General features: G+C 62.2%; 15 protein-coding genes and 2 pseudogenes. 3 read left to right on the top strand and 14 right to left on the bottom strand.

Translation table 11 applies throughout. The features are described 5' to 3' along the window. Positions 1-90: 90 nt before the first annotated feature. The 10 genes and pseudogenes from J6500_RS05325 to J6500_RS05370 all read right to left on the bottom strand — a co-directional run bounded on the left by J6500_RS05325 (position 91) and on the right by J6500_RS05370 (position 9238). The gene (locus J6500_RS05325; protein ID WP_225711622.1) at positions 91-858 is read right to left on the bottom strand and encodes an ABC transporter ATP-binding protein; all 768 of its coding nucleotides are present in this window, start codon (positions 856-858) and stop codon (positions 91-93) included. Then, a complete protein-coding gene (locus J6500_RS05330; RefSeq protein ID WP_225711623.1) occupies positions 855-1664 on the bottom strand; it encodes an ABC transporter permease in 810 nt (269 codons plus the stop codon). Before J6500_RS05330 ends, J6500_RS05325 begins: the two co-directional genes overlap by 4 nt. Continuing rightward, entirely contained in the window at positions 1661-2632 is a 972-nt protein-coding gene (locus J6500_RS05335; RefSeq protein WP_225711624.1) for an ABC transporter substrate-binding protein, read from the bottom strand. Before J6500_RS05335 ends, J6500_RS05330 begins: the two co-directional genes overlap by 4 nt. A gap of 13 nt (positions 2633-2645) precedes the next feature. Next, on the bottom strand, positions 2646-3467 hold the full coding sequence (gene pcaD, locus J6500_RS05340) for a 3-oxoadipate enol-lactonase (protein WP_225711625.1): 822 nt from the start codon (positions 3465-3467) through the stop codon (positions 2646-2648). 3 nt (positions 3468-3470) lie between these two features. Further along, positions 3471-3935: an SRPBCC family protein gene (locus tag J6500_RS05345; protein WP_225711626.1), complete on the bottom strand. Its 465-nt coding sequence runs from the start codon at positions 3933-3935 to the stop codon at positions 3471-3473. 10 nt (positions 3936-3945) lie between these two features. Continuing rightward, complete coding sequence (locus tag J6500_RS05350; protein ID WP_225711627.1) at positions 3946-4923, bottom strand: amidohydrolase family protein; 978 nt, start codon at positions 4921-4923, stop codon at positions 3946-3948. Continuing rightward, positions 4920-7328: a xanthine dehydrogenase family protein molybdopterin-binding subunit gene (locus J6500_RS05355; RefSeq protein ID WP_312018196.1), complete on the bottom strand. Its 2409-nt coding sequence runs from the start codon at positions 7326-7328 to the stop codon at positions 4920-4922. The genes J6500_RS05350 and J6500_RS05355 overlap by 4 nt, the downstream gene beginning before the upstream one ends. A gap of 137 nt (positions 7329-7465) precedes the next feature. Next, positions 7466-7924: pseudogene (locus J6500_RS05360) on the bottom strand ((2Fe-2S)-binding protein); the annotation flags it as partial. Further along, complete coding sequence (locus J6500_RS05365; protein ID WP_225711629.1) at positions 7921-8817, bottom strand: FAD binding domain-containing protein; 897 nt, start codon at positions 8815-8817, stop codon at positions 7921-7923. The gene J6500_RS05365 and the pseudogene J6500_RS05360, both read right to left, overlap by 4 nt. A 52-nt stretch (positions 8818-8869) precedes the next feature. Continuing rightward, positions 8870-9238: an NIPSNAP family protein gene (locus J6500_RS05370; protein WP_225711630.1), complete on the bottom strand. Its 369-nt coding sequence runs from the start codon at positions 9236-9238 to the stop codon at positions 8870-8872. A gap of 96 nt (positions 9239-9334) precedes the next feature. On the opposite strand from J6500_RS05370, the gene J6500_RS05375 reads away from it, so the two are divergent. Further along, positions 9335-10834 carry an aminotransferase-like domain-containing protein gene (locus J6500_RS05375; RefSeq protein ID WP_225711631.1) on the top strand — a complete coding sequence of 500 codons (1500 nt, stop codon included), beginning with the start codon at positions 9335-9337 and terminating at the stop codon, positions 10832-10834. A gap of 30 nt (positions 10835-10864) precedes the next feature. Continuing rightward, a complete protein-coding gene (locus J6500_RS05380) occupies positions 10865-11113 on the top strand; it encodes a hypothetical protein (protein ID WP_225711797.1) in 249 nt (82 codons plus the stop codon). On the opposite strand, the pseudogene J6500_RS05385 reads toward J6500_RS05380, so the two are convergent. Then, positions 11111-11389: pseudogene (locus J6500_RS05385) on the bottom strand (SRPBCC family protein); the annotation flags it as partial. The gene J6500_RS05380 and the pseudogene J6500_RS05385 overlap by 3 nt on opposite strands. Before the next feature lie 943 nt (positions 11390-12332). Between J6500_RS05385 and J6500_RS31950 the strand changes: the two are divergent. Then, positions 12333-12455 (top strand): hypothetical protein, encoded by a 123-nt coding sequence (locus J6500_RS31950; protein ID WP_283842885.1) that lies wholly within the window; start codon positions 12333-12335, stop codon positions 12453-12455. A gap of 124 nt (positions 12456-12579) precedes the next feature. On the opposite strand, the gene J6500_RS05390 is transcribed toward J6500_RS31950, so the two are convergent. Genes J6500_RS05390 through J6500_RS05400 form a run of 3 tightly spaced genes read right to left on the bottom strand, consistent with a single transcriptional unit; the run spans position 12580 to position 17171 of the window. Next, the gene (locus J6500_RS05390; RefSeq protein ID WP_225711632.1) at positions 12580-13584 is read right to left on the bottom strand and encodes a formate dehydrogenase subunit gamma; all 1005 of its coding nucleotides are present in this window, start codon (positions 13582-13584) and stop codon (positions 12580-12582) included. A 31-nt stretch (positions 13585-13615) separates the two neighbouring features. Beyond that, the gene (gene fdh3B / locus J6500_RS05395; RefSeq protein ID WP_225711633.1) at positions 13616-14212 is read right to left on the bottom strand and encodes a formate dehydrogenase FDH3 subunit beta; all 597 of its coding nucleotides are present in this window, start codon (positions 14210-14212) and stop codon (positions 13616-13618) included. 13 nt (positions 14213-14225) lie between these two features. Continuing rightward, positions 14226-17171 carry a formate dehydrogenase subunit alpha gene (locus J6500_RS05400; protein WP_225711634.1) on the bottom strand — a complete coding sequence of 982 codons (2946 nt, stop codon included), beginning with the start codon at positions 17169-17171 and terminating at the stop codon, positions 14226-14228.

The raw sequence follows: 17171 nt of genomic DNA on the forward strand, positions 1-17171 counted from the left end.
TGCTTGCTGGCGCCCCCGCCGCCGCACAGCTGGGCGGCTTTGCGTGATCTCAGACAGCCACCCACCTGGCGGCGCGTGTCGAGCCTTGGCTTACGCCGCCAGAACGTGCTGGATCTGGCTTCGGATGGCTTCTTTGCTCTCCTGGGACGCCGCGGGGGTGAGAGGGATGTCGATCGCAATGTTGGCAGGCCGCTTGAGAACCACGATGCGATCTCCGATCTCGAGCGCCTCGTTGATCGAATGGGTGATGAAGACGGCGGTCTTTCCGTTCTCTTTCACCAGCTTGACGAACTCGGTGCGCAGTCGACGTCCCGTCATCTCGTCGAGCGCTGAGAACGGTTCGTCGCAAAGCAGGATATTCGCGTTGGTGGCGAATGCGCGCGCGATCGAAACTCGCTGACGCATGCCGCCGGAAAGCGCGTGTGGATAGTCGTTCTCGTGGCCGCGCAGTCCGAGCGTCTCCAGCCAGCGCTGCGCGATGGCGCGGCGTTCTTCTGAGGTCTTTTCGAGGATCTCAAGGCCGAGTTCGACATTCTGGATCGCAGTCCGCCAAGGCAACAGCCTGTCGTTCTGAAAGACGATCGCCATGCGGCCGCGAAACGCGTCGAAATCGCGAAACGGATTGCGGCCGTCTACCGTGACCCGGCCCTCGGTGGGCTCGGTCAGGCCTGCGATCATGTTGAAGATCGTGCTTTTTCCGCAGCCGGTCTTGCCGAGCAGGGCCAACATCTGCCCCTGCGCGACCTGCAGATCGAGATTGTCGACCGCCAGATAGGCGCCGGCCAACCCCGGCTTGCCGAAACTCTTCGAAACGCCATCGAGACGGATGGCCATTTCGGTTGAATCGTTCGAGGTCATAGCGAGCGCTCCGACACTGCCCGATAGCGGAATGCGATCCTTTCGATCAGCGTCAGGATGGCCTGAACGATCAGAACGAAGAAGACCAGTTGCAGCGTCCATGCCAAAGCTCCTGCCATGTCGAACACCTGCTGCTGCTGCAGGAGCTCATAGCCAACGCCGCCGGTCGCGCCGACCAGTTCAGCAACCACGACCACACGTGACGCATTGCCGAGATTGACCTTCCAGGCCGTCAGAATGTCCGGCAGCACGGCCGGAATGATCATCGATCGAAACAGTTTGATGCGCGACGGTCGGAAACTCATGACCATCTCGACCAGATCCCGCGACATCGCCTGCAGCGCTCCGAGAATCTGGAACGAGAAGGCTGGCAGCGTCGTCATCACCATGATGAAGAAGATGCGCGGCTCGATCCCATGAAACCAAATGATCGCAAACACGACCCAGGACAGCGCCGGAATGCCCTGAAACAGCGTCAGGACAGGCGACAGGAAATCATGCGCCGCGCGCGATTGCGCCATCACGACCGCCAGCAGCGCGCCGATGACGAACGCGCCTGCCAGCCCGGCCAGAATTCGCAGCACGGTGGCGATGACGTCCGAGAACTGAGCCCAGTCGGTGACGATGCCGATGAAGCGCCAGAAAACGTCGACCAGCGAGGGAAACAGGAACGGTGGAAAAAACAACGAGGCGAATTGCCAAACCGCCGCAACCGCCACGAACGGCAAAACGTAGGTGCCCACGCGACGAAGCGCGCTCACGCTGAACCTGGTGGCGTCGGAAAGCTGATATTGAGCCGCCGTCATTGCATTGGTCCCTCGTAGATCGTCGAATCCGACGGGTGCGACGGGAGGAACGAAATCGACTTGCCTGCCTCGTAGACCGCTTTGATTTCCTTCGCGACCGCAGACGCCGGCGTCACGTTCATGCCCAGGCGGTCGTTTGCCCGGATCAGATCGGCGATCGCCTTGCCGGACTCCGCCGACCCCTTCCCGGCAATCAGCGTTGCTGCCTCGTCCGGATGTGCGACAACCCAATCAGCCGCCTGCTTGTACGTCGCATAGAGCTTCGGGATCAGCTCCTTGTGCTTTTCGGCCCAATCGCGATGCGCAGCAACGCCGAGATAGGGAATGTTGGCGCTGCCGGACATCTTCTGCCAGCTCTCCTTGATCTTGAGATCGAGCATCCGAATGCTTGGCTTCTTGGAGTGCAGCGTCGTATAGGCCGGCTCCCACAACTGAACGGCTGTGGCGCGGTCGGCGAGTGCATAGCCGACCAATCCGGGCGTGGCGGTATTGATCACCGAGAACTTGCTCGTGTCCGCGCCGAGTTGACGCGCGAACCAATCGAACATGACGTAGTTGGTCGTACCCTTCGCCGCTGCAAGCTCCTTGCCTTCCAGATCCTTGATGGTCTTGATCTCGGCGCGTGATGTTACCACCGCACCCCAATAGTCGAACAAATTGAAAAGATACGTCGCCTTGACGCCGCGCACGTCGGCGAGTCCGACGGTCAGAAGGGCCGCGCTCCCGCCAACCTGAAATTCCCCGGAATTGAATTGCGCGGTATATGCGTCCGGCGTGCGCTCCTGGAAATCGATCGATATTCCATTCTTCTCATCGAGCTTCTGCGCCTTGATCACCGGAGGAAAGAACGCTCCGAGAGACGGCGCGCCGAACACGACGATCGAGATCTTCGGCAGATCCGCCGCAGGCGATGGCGCGGCCGCTGTTAGCGCTGACAAGAATGCTAGTGCGAATGCAACCTTCTTCATCCTGTCCTCCCTGTTACTCTACCGGTCCCGTTATTCGAGACACGAACTTCTTGACTTCCGCTGCGAAAGCGTCAGCCGCCTCGACCGCGGAAATATGCGCGGCGTCGAGCGTCACCATGGTTGCACCTTTGATCCCCGCCATGATCTCCTCACCCCGCGCCGGCGGCGTCGATGGATCATGGGCGCCGCAGATGACAAGCACCGGGCAATTGATCCGGCCGAGATGAGGCTGCATGTCTGTCGTCGCGAGCACCTTACAGCACGCCGCATACCCCTCCGCCGGAGTCCCTTCGAGCGTCGCGCGGAGCGCTGCCGACCTCTCCGGATGACTCTCCCGATACGCTTTGGTGAGCCATCGTTCGATGGTCGCGTCCGCGAGAGACTGCATCCCGCTGGCTCGCACCTGCTCCGCGCGGTCAAACCACATCCTGGCCGGCGGAAAGCTTGCCGCAGTGTTGGCAAGCACAAGCGCGCCGAAACGCTCGCTGTGGGTTGCGCCGAGCCACATGCCGGTCAATCCACCAAGCGACAGACCGCAAAAGGCCGCACGCCCAATGTCCAGGGCATCCATGATAGCGAGCGCATCCCGCCCGAGTTGCTCTATCGTATAGGGCCCAGCCGGCACATCCGAACGACCGTGGCCGCGCGCATCGTAGCGCACGATGCGAAACTGGTCGGCCGCGCGTGCGACGATCTCGTCCCACATCGTCATGTCGGCGGCGAGCGAACTGCTCAGCAGTAGCGCCGGCTTGTCAGCGTCGCCGGCGGCCTCCACCGCCAAACGAATGCCTGGCTCCACTTCGACCCGCATAATTTGCTGACTTGCGCCAACCATTTCTTATTCCGCCGCTCCGTGAACGGGCTGCTCGAACTCCTTGCGGAGCGCGGTGAAGAAGCGGCCGATGAGATGCTTGGAGACGCTAGAGAGAATCCGCTGACCGACGCCGGCGACGAGCCCGCCAATTTCGCCCGTGCCCTTGTAAATCAGCTTCGAATCCTCTCCGTCGGGCTCGATCTCGAATCGCGCGGTGCCGTTGCCGTGCCCGAGCGAACCTGCGCCTGATACCTTGATGCCGCAGACCTTCGGCGCCTCCTTGTCATGCAGGCTGATTTCTCCTTCGAACGAGCCGCCGACGGCGGCGACGCGAAGCTGCATCTCAACCTTGTAGGCGTCCGGCGCCATCTCGGTCATGCTCCGGCAACCCGGTATGCACCGGGTCAGGACGGCCGGATCGTTGAGCGCAACCCATAGCGCATCGACCGATGCGGGGATGGTTTCCGAGCCTCCGATTTCGAGCTTCATGCTGCCTTCCTCACAGACCGAGCAGTTTCTGGACGAGACCGCCATCGATCGAGGAGCGCTCGGCGTCCGAAAAGTGTGTGTCCTGGACAATCTTGAGCGGAGCGAGATCGCCAATCGGGAACGGCATGTCGGACCCCATCATGATGCGATCGGCCCCGACGATGTCGGCGAGATAACGCAGCGCCCGCGAATCCTGCACGATGGTGTCGTAGTACATGGCGGCCAGCGCCGCATCCGGATCGCCAAGCTTGTCCTTGTCGAGCGAGTAATTCCTGCGCAAACGGCCGATCACATAGGGTAGCGCCGCGCCGCCGATCCCGGCGACGATCTTGGCCTTGCCGTAGCGAGTAACGTGGCCCGCATAGATCAGGCGCGAAATCGCGATCAATGTATCGGTGATACGGCCAACCGCATTCGCCATTCCATAGTCATGGACGCGATCGTCGCCGCTCTCGAACACCGGGTGGATGAAGATCATCGATCCCAGTTCGTTCGCGGCCTCCCAGAACGGGATCAGCGCGGGATCGTCGAGAACACCGCCCTTCCCTTTCGGCTGCGTACCGATCATCGCGCCCTTGAAGCCCGCCGCGTGCGCCTCGCGCAGAGTTTCGGCCGCGCGCGCACCATCCTGCAGCGGCACAGTCGCCAAGGGTATGAAGCGCGGTTGCTCCTTGGCCGCCTGTGCCAGGTGCGTGTTGATCAGTTGCGACCACCGCAGCCCCTCTTCAGCGGGAATCTCGTAGGCGAACATGTCGAGCCATCCACCGACGACCTGACGCTCGATTTTGTTCGTATCGAGCCACTGCAGGCGCCCGGCAATATCGCTCAGCGGCTTCGATACCGGACGCGTCGGCTTGCCGCCCGCAAACGAAAATCCAAGGCTGCCGCTATCCTCGATCACGCGAATCGACGGAAAGCTGCCCTTCTGCGCCCGGATGGCTTCGAGCAGGCTCGGAGGTACAAGATGGGCGTGACAATCGATGATCATGCATAATCCTCTGCTTGCTTGTTTTTGGCGGCCGCGATGGCATCGCTGATTGCCGCGATGCGGATCGGAAGTCGTGAAAACGATATTCCGAGCGGCGAGACCGCGTCGTTGATGGCACCGGAAATCGCGGCCGGCGAACCGAGATAGCCGCTTTCGCCCGATCCCTTTTGTCCAAATACCGTGAATGGCGACGGCGTGCAGTGATGTACGATCTCGACATTTGGCACTTCGTGCGACGACGGAAGGAGATAGTCCATGAAGCTTTGAGTGAGCAGTTGCCCCTCGCTGTCGTAGGAAAACTCCTCCAGCAGTGCTGCGCCGATCCCGTGCGCGATGCCGCCGAGCGTCATGCCCTTGACGATGTGCGGATTGATCACGACGCCGCAATCATGTCCGATCACGTATTTGCGAATCTCGGGTTTAGCGATCTCCGGATCGAATGTCAGCAGAACGAGATGAAACTCGAACGAGTGACACGGATACATCTGCACCCGGCCATTCTCCGGCAGCTTGGTCCCGGTCGGCACCTGCATGACATGGGTCGTCTCGAGTCCCGGCTCCATGCCTGCCGGCAGCGCATGGAACTGACGATGACCGATGTTCACAAGCTCCGCCCAGGACAGCGTCTTGTTGGACCTCGGATCCGATACGCCACCTTGCGCATAGACGACGTTATCGGCGCTCAATCCGAACTGATGCGCACCGATCCGCTTCAACTTCGTCTTCAGCTTTTCGGCGGCGTGGTAGCAGGCGCCGCCGAGCATGATCGCCATGCGGCTTCCCACCGGGCTGTTCGACGGCAGACTGGCGAGCGAATCCGGCCGGACGATTCGGATCAGGTCGGGATCGATCTCGAGGACCTCACCGACGACGGTAGCCGCTAACGTCTCGTGCCCCTGGCCGGCCGATGTCGTATGGATCGTGACCGTGACGAAGCCCAGGCCATCGATGTTGATGCGGCACGAGTCCATCCATGTCGACGTGGTGTTCTTCTCGTTGAGCAACGGCTCGAAGGACGAGTTGCCGCCGCTGGGCTCCAGGCAGGCGGCAATACCGATGCCGGCCATCATGCCGGATGCGCGGAGCGCATCGCGCTCCTTGACCAGCGCTTCGTAGTCCGCGCTCGCAAGCACCTTGCTGACGACTGTGTGATAGTCTCCACTGTCGTAATGCGTGCCGCTCGGGATCAGATATGGAAACTCGTGACTGCGAATGAAATTGCGACGGCGAATCTCAATGCGGTCGAGCCCGACCGCAGCGGCCACTTTGTCGATCGCCGCCTCAATCGCGTAGTTGGTTGGAGACTGACCGAAGCCGCGGACCGCCTCCTGAGCCGCCTTGTTCGATAGCACCGCTATCGCACGATACTGCACGCTCTCGATCTTGTAGGGACCGACAATCGCACCGACGGGCTTGCCGAGCTGGAATGGCGAACGTCCCGCATAAGCGCCGACATTGTCGAGCGCCTTCATCTTCATCGATTTGACGATGCCGTCGTCATTGAATGCGACCTCGACATCGAACGTCCGCTCCGGGCCGTGCGCGTCGCCGGCGCGCATGTTTTCGAGACGATCCTCGATCAGCCGCACAGGCCGATTGAGGATGCGCGAGAGGTGCGAAACCAGCACGGTCTGCTTGATGCCACGCTTGACGCCATAGCTGCCGCCGACATCGACATCCTGATGGACGCGGACGTTGTTGGCCGCAATACGCAGCGCGCGGGCGATCTGGTCCGGATATTTCGGCATCTGGATCGACGCCCAGACCTCAAGCATCTCCCGCCATGCGTCCCATCGTGCCACCACGCCGAAGGTCTCGATTGGCACGGTCGAATTACGTCCCCAGACAACCCGGAACGATAGGTGGCGCGGACTCTCGGCAAAATGTTTCTCGACGTCGCCCCACACGAAAGTTTTGTCCAGAAGCACGTTGGTGCCGTGTTCGGGATGCACCTTCGGGCTGGCGTCGGTCGCGGCTTCCTCGCCATCGATGACGTAAGGCAGCGGCTCGTATGTGACCCGCACCTTCTCCGCAGCGTCCTCCGCCTGCGCGCGGGTTTCGGCCACCACGGCCACGACCCACTCGCCGGCATAGCGAACCTGCCCGACCGCAAGCGGAAAGCGACGGACCTTCGGCGTGTCGAGGCCATTCATCAGCGGATCAACAGCCCTGACCAGATCGTCGCCCGTCAAGGCGTGGACAACGCCCGGCATCTTCAGCGCCGCGCTGGTATCGATCGCCAGGATCTTCGCGGCAGGATGTTGTGAGGGCACGAGAGCCACGTGCAACATCCCATCGAGCACGACGTCCGCGACGTAGCGACCGTGCCCCGCGACGAACCTCCTGTCCTCGCGGACGCGCCGATTCGATGACACGAATCTTAGGGCGACTGGCTGTTGGCTCACGGACGACCTCCATGCGGGGTATCGGCCTGGGCAGCCTTCAGAACACCTTCTTGCGGCGCGTCGGTTTCGGCCGAAAGATCGACATGCGGCTGATTGGCGTCCACCCCTTTCGAACCTCGCGGGGCATTGGCCTTGCGCAGGCGCTCACCGGCGAACTCGATCGCTTCGACGATCTGCCCATATCCGGTGCAGCGACAGATGTTGCCGGAAATCGCCTCGACGATTTCTTCGCGGGTGGGTTCAGGCGTCCGCTGCAGCAGCGCATGTCCCGTCAAGATCATTCCGGATGTGCAGTAGCCGCATTGCAGACCATGGGTCTCGCAAAACGCATCCTGGACCACGCTGAGTTCTCCGGGAGCGGGCGCCAGGCCTTCGATCGTGGTGATCTCGTAGCCATCCGCCTGAACGGCGAACATCAGGCATGAACGCACGGGCTCGCCCTCGAGCAGCACCGTGCACGCGCCGCAGACGCCGTGTTCGCAACCTGCGTGGCTTCCGACCAGCGCCAGATCTTCCCTGATCGCATCCAGCAGTGTCTTGCGCGGCTCGACGTCGGCAGAGCACACGCGACCATTGACCTTGAGAGTCACCTTCATTGCGTGATTCCGCGGTTCGACTGGGTTGCACTGGAGCGTGCATCGGTCATTGCATCCTCCAGAGCGCGGACGCCAAGGGTAACAGCGACGCGCGTGCGATAAGTGGCCGAGACATGGAGATCCGACGACGGCTCAAGAACAGTGGCCGCTTCGGCGACGACGTCCTTCAACTTGGCAGTGCCAGCCGTTTCACCCAGCAGCTTCGCGAGATCGAGACGCACGGCGCGATCACCGACACCGCCGATGCCGAGCGCCGCCGCGATGCACTTTCCGTCGTCGTCGAGCGCAACCTGCGCGGCGGCCGCGACGAAAGCGAAATCCGACTTGCGCGCACTGACTTCATGGAATGCGGTGCCGACCCGCGCATGTCGCCAGATTGGGAAGCGCACCGCGGTCACGCAGTCTCCGGGCATCACCGACGTGAGCATCGGGCCGATGAAGAAGTCATCAGCCGGCATACTGGTCACGCCATCGGGATTAGTGATTTCGATCTCAGCACCCAACGTCACTGCAACCAGCGGGATTTCTGCTGACGGATCGGCATTGGCGACCGAACCACCGACCGTCCCGCGATTGCGCGTCGGCGGATGCCCCACCCAGGGCAGCGCCTTGGCGAGCAACGGTGTCGATTGCGCCGCCAGCGCGCTTCGTTCGACCTGGACCTGACGCGTCGTCGCGCCGATCACGAGGACGTCGCTCTCGACGCGAATTCCATTGAGCTCGGGCAGGCGATAGATATCGATGAGCTTCGCCGCTCGGGCGAGCCGCATCGCCAGCATGGGAACGAGGGTCTGACCGCCCGCGATAATGCGCGCGTCCTCGTCGGCCGCGAGCATCTCACAGGCCTGAGCGACCGAATCCGGTCTGACATATTCGAAGGGGGCAGGCTTCATGGAGTGACTTCCACGCTTGATACTCTCGCCGGCTCGGCTCGCGACGATCGCGTCACCCGAGCAGGAGACCGGCGACCGCCGGCGAAAGCACGGATACGCTCTGATTTTTCAGGAGAGGTCCGTTGCGCTCGGACGCCGCTTTGATCGCTCGCCACTCCTCGTCGGCGCCGAACGCCGCCCAGGCCTTGGTCCTATCGTGCTCGGAATTGAAGCGCGTCAGATATGTGAGGCGGCCATCCTCCGCAGGCGCTTCGAAGACGCCGAGCAGTTCGATGCCGTGACGAGGCAAGCGCGGCACGACGTGCTCCTTGAAGCGCGCCCGCATGGCCTCGGCCCTTCCTTCTGCCGCCTCATAGATGCGAATTTCGTAGATCAAGGACGCTCTCTCCCACTCGTCTTCATTCGCAGCCGGAATAAACATGCTCCATATCAATGTCAAACTTATTCCAGTTCAATCGGACACGTTTGGTCCATTGCAACGCAACAATATGATAAATAGCATCGTCGAGCGGCGGTTTTGCGCGGCTTTTCACCGTTTCTGGAATATCAAACTGCAACATCTTACGTCGTGATTGAAACAATTCGCGAATTGTACTACTCGGTCACGATCATGAAGACCGAGGATAGAATCGTGCCCCAAGGATCGCCCGCCGAATGGCTACCCGCGCTCGCGGGCGGCAACATGCCGCGGTATCTGGCGTTCGTGCATGCCCTTGAGAACGACATCGCCTCAGGAACGCTGAAGCCCGGGACTCGATTGCTGCCTCAGCGTGACATGGCGGCCCAGCTTGGATTGAGCCTCGGCACGATCTCCAAAGCCTATGCCGAGGCCGAGGCGCGCGGTCTGATCTCGGGAGAAGTCGGCCGCGGCACATTTGTTCAAAGGCGGCCCCCCATCACAACGGCCAGCGGACAGACCGCAGCCTCGACGAATCTCGCGCTCAACGTCCCGCCGTCGACCGGCGAAAGCGAGGTCATCGCCAATGTTCTCGAAGAAGTTCTTTCCGACTGCGCATTAACACCATTGCTGGGCTATCTGCCGCATCAAGGCTTGCCGCAGCATCGGGAAACTATGGCCAAGTGGCTCGAGCAGCTCCACGTCGTGACCGACGTGGACCACCTGTTCATCACGCATGGCGGACAACATGGATTGTCTATCGCGCTCGGGATGGCCGCCTCTCCCAATGAGACGGTGCTGACGGAGCGTTTCACCTACTCCGGCATGATCGCTCTGTCGGCGATGAGCGGCTATCGTCTCCATGGCGTCGCCGGTGACATGCATGGTTTGCTGCCGGATGAACTCGATCGCGCCTTCTCGGAAACGAAGGCGCGCGTGCTGTTTTCAACGCCGACGCTGCAGACCCCGACAGGAACGGTTATGCCCCAGGAGCGCCGGCAGGAAATTGCCGAAGTCATCCGCCGGCACGACGGAATTCTGATCGAGGATGACGCTTACGCGTTTCTGTTCCGCGAGCCTCCACGACCGATCTCGTTGCTGTTGCCGGAGCGCAGCTTCTACGTCACCAGCTTCGCGAAATGCCTCGCGCCGGGACTGCGCATCGCTACGATGATCGTTCCCGAAAAATTCAGGGATCGCTGCATCAACGCCATGCGCGCGACGGGATGGATGGCCTCGCCGATCATGGCGGAGGTCGTCGCACGGTTGATCCATAGCGGCGACTTGCATCGTCAGGTTCAGTTGAAGCGAGCCGAAGCGGCGCGACGCGATGCAATCGCCAACGAAGTTCTCGCCGACTGGCTTCCGATCGTGTCGAGCACACCAGGCTTCCATCGCTGGCTGCCCATTCCAGCCGGCCGCACGCTGATCGCGCTGGTCGCACAAGCTGCTCAGGCGGGCATTACCCTTGCTCCCCCCGGCGCATTGCAGCAAGTCGACCGCGGAACCCTCGGCGTGCGGATCTGCCTGGGTCATCCGGCGACAGAAGATGACCTGAAGAGAGCCTTGCTGCAGTTGAGGCGCATCCTGGAGTCCGCTGAGGAGCTTTCCTTCGTTTGAACGATGGTCAATGCGCATCGGGACATATTGTTGAAGAAGCCGCAGTCAGTGAGTTCTCGCCAATGGCGTCTGATCGATTCGCCCGAGTACAAAGACCCGGAGCAAATCGATGTGTCTGGCGTCGAATGTGCTGAGAAGGGGCTGACGAGAAGCAGACTCGAACTGCGCTACTATGATCGTGCGCTCAACGAGAGCCGACCGCTGTTCCGCTTTTCCGGCATCCGGGCCGAGTACAAGGGCGATCGCCGCATCAAGTCCAGCCCCATCGGCGGCGCTTAGAGATTTCGCGAAGCTGGCGAAGAACTCCTCGGCCAATTTCTTGGCGGTTGCCGTTGATCAGCCGTTGGCCAAGTTGTGCCAGTTTGCCGCCGATCTGTGCCTCGACATGATAGCTCGACAGCGTCCCGCAGTGCCTTTCTGCTAGGTTGACTTTTGCACCGCCTTTCGCGTGGCCCGCGACGCCGCCCTCGCCTTCCCCCGAGATCCTGTAGCCGTTGGGGGATCAAGGTCGCTCAGCGTGACCTTGCCTTTGAACCGTGCTGATACCGGCCCGATGAGCCCTAGTGGTGCGGGATGTCGCGCGACCTCTACACGCAGCCACGGCACGCGCCGACGCGCCGTTCAGTAGGACTGGGCATCCTGCAACGGAGAAATTCGGCAACGCGAAGGTGGTCCGGAACTTCAGAGCCGCTCGCCCGCGATCTTTGACGTTCGGCGACGTCCCCTCGCGCCATTAGCGGTCGTGCCATGCGATGCAACGGCATTCTGCGAATGAACCTTTGGCAAATCAGCTCGCCGATTGCTGGCTTGCCGAACGAGATCGCGAGCTGGCGACAGTGAAGCGTGACAGCGCTTCTCTCGTTGGTGCCGCTAGATTTTCTTTGATCTCCCGGTGCACACATCGTGCACACGCCGCCTTCCAACTGATTGAAAAGCTTGAACTCTCGATCCAATCCATCATGGGAGCGACGGAAAATTTCCATTTATTTTCAAGCACTTAAAGGTCTTCTCGTCGGCCTGGTCCTGCGAAAACACGGCAACATATCTATACTGATTTCGTTGGGCTTTTTAGGGATGGTTCGATCATCTGGCGAGCTTTTTGCGGTCGAAGCCAACGCCTCTCGACTGAGCTTCGGCTTCGCCAAGCTGGGGCCCGCGGGCGGTCACGATGCTGATGATTTAGTCCACAGCAATATAGATGCAACCTGGGCCAAGCAGCCTGCAGCGGCACGTCATCAAGACATCGATGCGGATCTCAGGATTCGACACACCGCGCGCGCTAACCCTTCCGCCCTGCGCACGTCGCCGCGCGATCACGGCCTGCGCACGTCGACGTCCATGCGTCGAAGCGCGGCCGTCCTTTTGAGCGGCATGCCGCCTCGCTGTCTCGCGACGAGATCGCTCGGTCGTGGTTCGAGGGGCGCGGCGGAACGGCACTGTCCGCAACGATCCAATCTGTGTAAACTCCTGCGGCACTTACACTCTTGGGAGGATCGCCATGAAAGCCTTCCTGCTCGCCTGCGTGGCCGCCGTCGTCGTGGCGGGTGTCGGCGCCGCAGTCCTTGACCGGGTGCAAGAGCCGGTCGCAGAGGCTTTTGCAACGACGGCCGTGCGGCTCTAGAGCATGATCCGGAAAAGTGTGAAGCGGTTTTCCGAAAAGATCATGCTCAAACAAGGTGCTAAAGCGCGATGACGATTCAACCCCATCTCATCGCGCTTTAGCAGCCTCGCCCGCGGCGGCGCTGCTACTCCGCCGCGGTCGCGGCCGGCTTCGGGCGCGCGTCGTTGGCCGCAGCGCGCGCCTCCTCCTCCTCGAGCCACAGGCTGTGGTGCTCCTTCGCCCAATTGACGTCCACGACGCCACTGCCCATCGCTTCGAACGCGCCCTCCATGCCGATAGTGCCGATGTAGATGTGCGCCAGCATCACCGCGACGAACAGCACCGCCACGATCGCGTGGACCACCGCGGCGATCTGCATGCCTTCGATGCCGGAGAGGTAGAACGGGAGCATCAGCGCATATCCGCTGGTCGCAACGGCAGCGCCGCCGATCACGACGATCCAGTAGACCGCCTTCTGGCCGGCGTTGAACCGATAGGCCGGCGGATGGTCGTTCCCGACGATGCCGCCGCCACGCCTGATCCACTCCACGTCGACCCTGTTCGGGATATTGCCGCCGAGCCACATCAGGAAGATCAGCACCACGCCGATGGTGAACGGGAAGCTCAAATAGTTATGCGCGTACTTCGCCCATTGCGACCATGCGGAGAATGCCTCGTGGCCGATCAGCGGCAGCAGCAGCGGACGGCCGAAGGTGATGTTCAGTCCGGAGACGGCCAGGATGATGAAGCAGGTGGCCGTCATCCAGTGCACGAAGCGCTCGAAAGCGCCGAACCGCACGATGGTGCGTCCCGACCTGCCGTGCTGAATCTGGACCATGCCACGGGTGAGATAGAAGACGACGAGTACGACGAGCATGCCGAGGATGGCAATTCCGCCGACCCAGCGCAGGGTGACGTTGCGGAATTCCCGCCATTCGCGTCCCGCCGGCTGCTCCAGCACGCCCGACCGTTGATCCGGGATGCTGACGCGGCCCTGGATCCGGTTGAGCTCCTGCAGAAGCTGCTGCTCCTTCACCGCGCTGGCGGTCGGGTTGACCTGCTGGGCGGCCGACGGCATCGACGCGGTGATCATCAGCGCAAGCAGCCATGTGCCGAGGCCGAGGCGGATATATCTTGCAAGAGACGCCATGAGCTCCTCCCGGTATTTGCGCGAGCCCGCCTCAGGATTCGATCGTCTCGCGATAGGCGGTTTTCCAGCCCCAGGCGCCCGAGCCGTAGCCGCGCTTCATCACACGTTCCTTGTAAATCTGGGCGATGATCTCGCCGTCGCCGGCGAGCAGCGATTTGGTGGAGCACATCTCGGCACAGAGCGGCAGTTTCCCCTCGGTGAGGCGATTGGCGCCGTACTTCTCGTACTCCGCCTTGCTGCCATCGGCCTCGGGGCCGCCGGCGCAGAACGTGCACTTGTCCATCTTGCCGCGCGAGCCGAAATTGCCGACCTTCGGATATTGCGGCGCGCCGAACGGACACGCATAGAAGCAATAGCCGCAGCCGATGCACAGATCCTTGGAATGGAGCACGACGCCGTCGGCAGTCGTGTAGAAGCAGTTCACCGGGCAGACCGCCGCGCAGGGTGCATCGGTGCAGTGCATGCAAGCCATCGAGATCGATCGCTCGCCCGGCTTGCCGTCGTTGATCGTGACGACGCGGCGCCGGTTGATGCCCCACGGCACCTCGTGCTCGTTCTTGCAGGCAGTCACGCAGGCATTGCACTCGATGCAACGGTCGGCGTCGCAGAGGAATTTCATCCGGGCCATGTGCGTTGCTCCTCTAGGCTGCGACGATCTGGCAGAGCGTGACCTTGGTCTCCTGCATGTTGGTTGCAGGATCATAGCCATAGGTCGTGATCGTATTGGCGCTCTCGCCGAGCACGATCGGATCGGTCCCCTTCGGGTAATTGCCGCGAAGGTCCTTGCCCGCGAGCCAGCCGCCGAAATGGAACGGCATCCAGGCGACGCCCTTGCCGACCCGTTCGGTCACCAGCGCCTTCATCCTGGCACGCGCATTGTTCTCAGCGCCGCTGACCCAGACCCAGCCGCCATCCTTGATGCCGCGGTCGGCGGCATCGGCGGGGCTGATCTCGATGAACATGTCCTGCTGCAGTTCGGCGAGCCACGGATTGGTTCGCGTCTCTTCGCCGCCGCCCTCATATTCGACCAGGCGTCCCGAGGAGAGGATGAGCGGGAATTGCTTGGCGATCCCCTTCTCCACCGCGGCCTTCTGCACCGAGAACCCGATGTTGGGCACGCGGAACTGCTTGGCGTCCGGCAGCGTCGGATACTTCGCGACCAGATCGACGCGCGGCGTGTAGATCGGCTCGCGGTGAACCGGAATCGGATCCGGCAGGCCGAACGCATTCATGCGCGCCTTGCCGTTGCCGTACGGCACACAGCCATGCTTCAGCGCGACGCGCTGGATGCCGCCCGAAAGGTCGAGCGACCACGACACCGCGTCGGGCGTGGCCGGATTGATCTTGTTGATGGTGGCCAGCTCGGCTTCGGTCAGATCCTTGTCCCAGCCGAGCTTCTTCAGGCTCGCCAGCGTGAATTCCGGATAGCCGTCCTTGATCTCCGAGTCCTTGGAATAGGACGCGTCGGCGAGCAGGCTGACCTTGCGCGTCGTGCCGTCGGCAACCTTCTCCTCGCGTTCGATGCCAAAGCGCGGCCGGAACGTGCCGCCGCCATCCATCACGCCGAGATTTGTGTTGTAGAGCAGCGGCGTGCCCGGATGCCTGACCTCGGGCGAGCCCCAGCACGGCCAGGGCAGGCCGTAATAGTCGCCGCCGACCTCCGGATCGTCCTTCGGCGCCCGCATCGTCAGCATGTCGAACTTCGCCTGGTTCTTCATATGCGCCTTGAGACGCTCGGGCGATTGCCCGCAATAACCGGTCGACCAGCTGCCGCGATTCATTTCGCGCAGCACGTCCTCAGCCTCGGGCAGATTGTTCTCGACCTTGATGTTCTTGAACATCTTGTCGGCGAAGCCGAACTTCTTCGCCAGCAGATAGATGATCTCGAGATCGTCCTTGGATTCGAAGATCGGCTTCACGATCTGCTCGCCCCATTGCAGCGAGCGGTTCGAGGCGACACGGGACCCCTTGCACTCGAACTGGGTGGCCACCGGGAGGACGTAGAGACCGTCCTTGCGCCCGACCTCGACCGCGAGCGAAGCCCAGGTGGTCGGGTGCGGGTCGGCGATGACGAGCAGCTCGAGCGCCTTCAGGCCATTCAGCGATTCCGGAATGCGGGTGATGCTGTTGGAGGCGTGTCCCTGCACGAACACCGCTCGCACATTGTCCTTCTGCGCGACCTGGTCTTTCGGCAGCGTCACCGCGTCGAACCAGCGGGTCAGCGGGATGCCCGGCGCTTCCATGATCTGCTTGGAGTCGAAGCGCGACTTCAGGAACTCATAGTCGACGTCCCAAACGCGCGACCAGTGTTTCCACGCGCCCTCGGCGAGCCCGTAGTAGAACGGCAGCGTGACGATATCGAGCCCGACGTCGGTCGCGCCCTGCACGTTGTCATGGCCGCGGAAGATGTTGGCGCCCATGCCCGGTCCGCCGACATTTCCCGTCATCAGCAGCAGGATGCAACTCGCCCGCACGTTGGCGGTGCCGACCGTCTTCTGGGTCTGCCCCATGGCCCAGATCAGCGTCGACGGCTTTTCCGTCGCGAACATCTTCGCGACACGCTTGAGCTGCTCGCCCGGAATGCCGGTGACGCGCTCGACCTCCTCCGGATTCCATTTTTCGACCTCCTTGCGGAGATCGTCGAAGCCATAGACGCGCTGGCGGATGAATTCCTTGTCCTCCCAGCCGTTCTGCAGGATGTGCCACATCATGCCGTAGAGCACCGGAATGTCGGTGCCCGGCCGCATCCGGACATACTCGGTCGCGTGCGCCGCGGTTCGCGTCAGGCGCGGGTCGATGACGATGAAGTTGGCCTTCTGGAGCTCCTTGCCCTCGAGCAGATGCTGCAGCGAGACCGGATGCGCCTCGGCCGGATTGCCGCCCATGATCATCTGGGTCTTGGCATTGCGGATGTCGTTGAAGCTGTTGGTCATCGCGCCGTAGCCCCAGGTGTTGGCCACGCCGGTGACGGTCGTCGAATGGCAGATGCGCGCTTGATGGTCGGTGTTGTTGGTGCCCCAGAACGCACCGAGCTTGCGGAACAGGTAGGCCCCCTCGTTGGTCATCTTGGCCGAGCCGAGCCAATAGACGGAATCGGGTCCCGACTTCTCGCGCACCTCCAGCAGCTTGTCGCCGATCTCGTTGATCGCGGTCTCCCAGGAGACCCGGGTCCACTGCCCGCCCACGAGCTTCATCGGGTAACGCAGCCGCCGCTCGCTGTGCACAAGCTCGCGCACCGAGGCGCCCTTGGCACAATGCGATCCGCGGTTGATCGGGGAATCCCAGGTCGGCTCCTGGCCGATCCAGACGCCGTTCAGCACTTCCGCGGTCACGGTGCATCCAACCGAGCAGTGCGTGCAGATGTTCTTGCGCACCGTCGCGCCCGCGGTGAGCGGCCCCGCGGCAGCGGCTTCCGCCTTGCGGACGCTGCCGAGCGGCAGCGTGCTGAGCGCGGCAAGCGCTCCGCCGGCAAGGCCGGACCGGCGCAGGAACGTGCGGCGGTCGAGGCCGCCGCTCTGCCCGGACAGAACGGTCGCGACGGATCCACGCCGCTCGGAATCGGAACGCTGTGTTCTCCTGATCAGCAT

This window comes from Bradyrhizobium semiaridum (assembly GCF_020329505.1).
Lineage (GTDB): Bacteria > Pseudomonadota > Alphaproteobacteria > Rhizobiales > Xanthobacteraceae > Bradyrhizobium > Bradyrhizobium semiaridum.